Genomic DNA, 4,360 nt, shown 5'->3' with positions numbered 1-4,360 from the left:
ACTCTCCCGATCTTCGCTGCCGCGCGCGACTTGACGCCCGCGCCGGACCAGCCCGCCGGCGCGCTGCTCGACATCCGCGTCGAAGGTTCGCGCGGCATCGAGCCGGGCGCGTCCGGCGCGCCGATCCTCGGCCCCGATGGCCGCGTCCACGGCATCCTGGTCCATCGCCGGATCGAGGAATGGACGCGCAGCGCCTCCGATTACCTCTCCGACCATCGCCGCGCGCGGGATGGCATGGCCAGCGCCGCGCAGCCCGTGCGAGGGGGCATCGCCCAGCCGCTGGCCGCACCCGCGATCCTGGCCGAGACCCGCGCCGCGCCGCGCGACGACGTGCCGCTCGACATCCTCGCCCCCGCCTTCCCGCGGCGCGACTGCACGCTCTATCGCGGGCGGGCGACGTATCGGAGCGCGGCGGCGGGCTGAGGCAGCGCGCGGCTCGGCCCGCGCCTGCTAGAAGGTCGCATGGCTTCCCCCCCGCGACTCGTCCTGCCCGACGTGCCCGCGCTCGTCGCCGGCGTCGGTCGCGCCGTGCTGCTGACGCGCGATGGCGAAATCGAGACCCTGCCCGCCGCCGCCGCCGCACGCGCCATCCAGGGCGCCGCGCCCATGCTCGTCCACGCGCCGGCCACCGCAAGGCGGCTCGGGTTGAACGGGCTGGGGGAGGCGCATGACCTGCTGGAACTCTTCGCCTTCTGCCGTCCGGCGGAATCCTGCGCGCCGACGCCGCGCGGCCTTGCCCTCGCGCTCGACCTGCCGCAGCCCAAGGACGAGGCGGCGGCCGCCGCGCTGCTGCCGGAGATCGCGACGCTGCTGCTCCGCCATCTCGCCGATGGCCGCGAACACCCGCGCAACCGCGACGCGGCGGGGCTCGCCGCGCGCATGGGCGAAGCGGGCTGGCCCTGGGCAGACTCCGTCCTCGCCGCGCTCGGCGATCCGAAGGCGAAGCCCGACGCCCGCGCCTACAAGGTCTGGCGCCGCCTGCCGGAATGGGAGGACGCGGCCCCGCCCCCGCCCGCCGCCGCCTTCCCCGTCGAACCCGCCGAGGCGCGGCGGCGGCTCGCCGAGATCCTTGGCCCCGATGCCGAGCAACGGCCGCAGCAGGCGGACTACGCCTCCGCCGCCGCAGGCGCCTTCGCGCCGCGCGCCCACCCCGGCGCGCCGGCGCTGGTGCTCGCCGAGGCGGGCACGGGCACGGGCAAGACGCTCGGCTATGTCGCACCCGCCAGCCTCTGGGCGGAGCGCAACGGCGCGCCGGTCTGGATCAGCACCTACACCCGCAACCTGCAGCGCCAGATCGACCAGGAGACAGCGCGCCTGTTCCCGGACCCGGAGGAGCGGCGGCGGCGCGTGGTGCTGCGCAAGGGGCGGGAGAACTACCTCTGCCTGCTGAACCTGGATGACATGACGTCCGGGGTACCTGTGCCGCACCTCGCCGTGGCACTTGGCCTGGTCGCGCGCTGGGCGCTCGCGACGCGCGACGGGGACCTGTTGGGCGGCGACTTCCCGGGCTGGATGGTGGAGCTGTTCGGCCCCGGCGCGATCCTGCCGCTGGCCGACCGGCGCGGCGAATGCATCCGCTCCGCCTGCCCGCACTACAAGGCCTGCTATGTCGAGCATTCCATCCGCCGCGCCCAGGCCGCGCGCATCGTCGTCGCCAACCATGCGCTGGTGATGGTGCAGGCCGCGCTCGGCGGCGGCGGGGAGGATGGCGCGCCGCTGCGCATCGTCTTCGACGAGGGTCACCACCTGTTCGATGCGGCGGACAGCGCCTTCTCCGCCGACCTGACCGGCGCGGAGATGACGGAACTTCGCCGCTGGCTGCTCGGCGCCGAGGGCGGGCGGTCGCGCGCGCGCGGCCTGCGCCGGCGGCTGGAGGAGCTGATCGGCGAGAAGCCCGAATTGAACGCGCAGCTCGAAGCGGCGCTGCAGGCCGCCCGCGCGCTGCCCCTGCCGGGCTGGACGACGCGGCTCGCCCAGTCATCGCGCGCCGCGGCGGGGGAGGAAGCGCCGAACCCGGCCGAGGCCTTCCTCCGCGCCGCGCGCGAACAGGTGCTCGCCCGCACGCGGGAGGCGCGGGAGGCCGGCCTGTATGACTCCGAATGCGACCTGTTCCCGCTGACCGAGGATCTGCCCATCGCCGCCGATGCGCTCGCCCGCGCGCTGCACCGGCTGGAGCAGCCGCTCGTGCTGCTTCGGGACAGGCTCGCCGCGCGGCTGGAGGAGGAAGCGGCCGAACTCGAAGTGGGCGATCGCATCCGCATCGAATCCGCCGCGCGCTCGATCGAGAACCGCGCGCTGCGCCCGCTGCGCGCCTGGCGGCAGATGCTCGCGACCATCGCCGCCGATCCGCCCGCGCCCGGGGAGCGCCCGACCTTCGTCGACTGGCTGAGCCTGGCGCGCCGCGGCGGGCAGGAGGCGGATGCGGGCATGCACCGCCATCACCTCGACCCGACCGAGCCCTTCGCGGCGGCGGTCGCCGCACCCGCGCATGGCCTCCTTATCACCTCCGCCACGCTGCGCGACGAGGCGGAGGCGGCCGAGGACGATCCCGACATCGCGTGGCGGGAGGCGGAGGCGCGCACGGGCGCGGCGCACCTGCCCATCCCCGCGATCCGCGCCGCCGTCCCTTCCCCCTTCGACTATGCGGCGCGCACGCGCTGCCTCGTCGTCACGGATGTCGCAAAGGACAATACCGGGCAGGTCGCAGCCGCCTTCCAGGCGCTGTTCCTGGCCGCGGGCGGCGGCGGGCTCGGGCTGTTCACCGCCATCCGCCGGCTGCGGGAGGTGCATGCGCGCATCGCCGGACCGCTCGAGGAAGCGGGTATCCCGCTCTACGCCCAGCATGTGGACGCGATGGACAACGCCACGCTGGTCGACGTGTTCCGCGCGGAGGAACAGGCCTGCCTGCTCGGCACGGATGCGATGCGCGACGGCGTGGACGTGCCCGGGCGCGCGCTGCGACTGCTCGTGTTCGACCGGGTGCCCTGGCCGCGGCCGACCATCCTGCACCGGGAACGCCGGCTGCATCTCTCGGGCGGGCGTCCCAAGGAATATGACGACCGCGTCGCGCGCCACCGGCTGCGCCAGGCCTTCGGGCGGCTGATCCGCCGCGCAGACGACAAGGGCGTCTTCGTCATGCTCGACCCGCGCTGCCCGTCGCGGCTGCTGCACGGGTTGCCGCCGGGCGTGCTGATCCGTCGCCTCGGACTCGCGCAGGCGGTGGCCGAGACGCGCGCCTTCCTCGCCGAGGACTGAGCCCGACCGCGCGAAGGAAGGATCGTCGCACGATCTGCCTCAGCGACGGTGGTGCGTGCGCGACCGCCCCACCAGCCCCCGCACAAAGGCCAAGCCTTCGCGCGGCGGGCATGACCCCTTCCGTCCGCGCGGCCGGGGGAGCATTCTTTGCCCCGCACCAAGGCGGGAGGAGAAAGCCCATGCCCATGACGCTCGATGATTTCGTCGGCCGCGCCCGCGCCGCGCTGAAGGGCCACCCCGGCGCGGAAGGCCGGCAGATGGTCTGCGACCTGGTGCGGGAAGCGCTGGCCGACGCCGCCTTCGTCGCCGCCAACATCAACGACGCGACGCCCGAGCGGCAGGTCCTCTATGAGGACCCCGATCTCGGCTTCACCGTCCTCGCCCATGCCTACAAGGACGCCAAGACGAGCGGGCCGCACGACCACGGCCCGTCCTGGGCGATCTACGGCCAGGCGGCGGGCGAGACGATCATGACCGACTGGGAATGCCTCGCGCGACCGACCGAGGCAGCGCCGGGAAAGGCGCGCCGCATCCGCGACTACGCGATGAAGCCGGGCGACGCCTACCTGTACGAGCCGGGCATCCTGCACTCCCCGCGCCGCGACGGGCCGACGCGGCTGCTGCGGATCGAGGGGATGAACATGGACCGCGTGAAGCGGCTGCCCTACCAGCCGGTGGACGCGGCGGCGTGAGGTGACGTGACGCGGGAGAGGGCGCTGCCCTCCCCCGCACCCCCACCCGCCAGAGGCCGAAACGCCTCTGGACACCGGAACCGGATCGGGGATGGCGGGGAGGAGCATGGCGTGCCCTTCGGGCACAACGCCGCCGGGGCGCCCCTCCCCGCCATCCCCGATTGAATCTCATGGTTTCCAAAGGCCCTTAGGCCTTTGGTGGGGTGAGGTCCGGAGAGGGGCAAGGCCCCTCTCCGCGCTACCGCCGCGCCGCCGCGACCTTCGCCCGGTAGGCTTCCACCCGCGCCTTCAGTCCCGGCCGTGCCACGGACCGTGCAAGTGCCGCGAGGTCCCCCGCATCGTCCGCGTGGCGCGTGCGCGCATGCAGCGCCGCGACGGTCGGCGCGTCGAGCCGCGCCGCGGCGGCATGGGCC

The 4,360-nt window shown here is 74.5% G+C and carries 3 protein-coding genes; all 3 read left to right on the top strand.

Translation table 11 applies throughout. From position 1 onward, the window contains the following. Positions 1 to 423 (top strand): hypothetical protein (locus HW577_RS21415; protein ID WP_232475126.1); only part of this gene is annotated, 423 nt, incomplete at its 5' end. A 39-nt stretch (positions 424 to 462) separates the two neighbouring features. Then, positions 463 to 3,255: an ATP-dependent DNA helicase gene (locus HW577_RS21410; protein WP_198378148.1), complete on the top strand. Its 2,793-nt coding sequence runs from the start codon at positions 463 to 465 to the stop codon at positions 3,253 to 3,255. Positions 3,256 to 3,434: 179 nt separating this feature from the next. After that, complete coding sequence (locus HW577_RS21405; RefSeq protein ID WP_198378147.1) at positions 3,435 to 3,947, top strand: cupin domain-containing protein; 513 nt, start codon at positions 3,435 to 3,437, stop codon at positions 3,945 to 3,947. Positions 3,948 to 4,360 lie beyond the last annotated feature (413 nt).

This window comes from Neoroseomonas rubea (genome assembly GCF_016106015.1).
In the GTDB taxonomy this organism is placed as follows: domain Bacteria; phylum Pseudomonadota; class Alphaproteobacteria; order Acetobacterales; family Acetobacteraceae; genus Neoroseomonas; species Neoroseomonas rubea.
This window is presented reverse-complemented; position numbering and strand designations above follow the sequence as displayed.

Coding starts and splice junctions, on each gene's coding strand:
- HW577_RS21410 (WP_198378148.1), top strand. CDS start 463: ATGGCTTCCCCCCCGCGACTCGTCCTGCCCGACGTGCCCGCGCTCGTC.
- HW577_RS21405 (WP_198378147.1), top strand. CDS start 3,435: ATGCCCATGACGCTCGATGATTTCGTCGGCCGCGCCCGCGCCGCGCTG.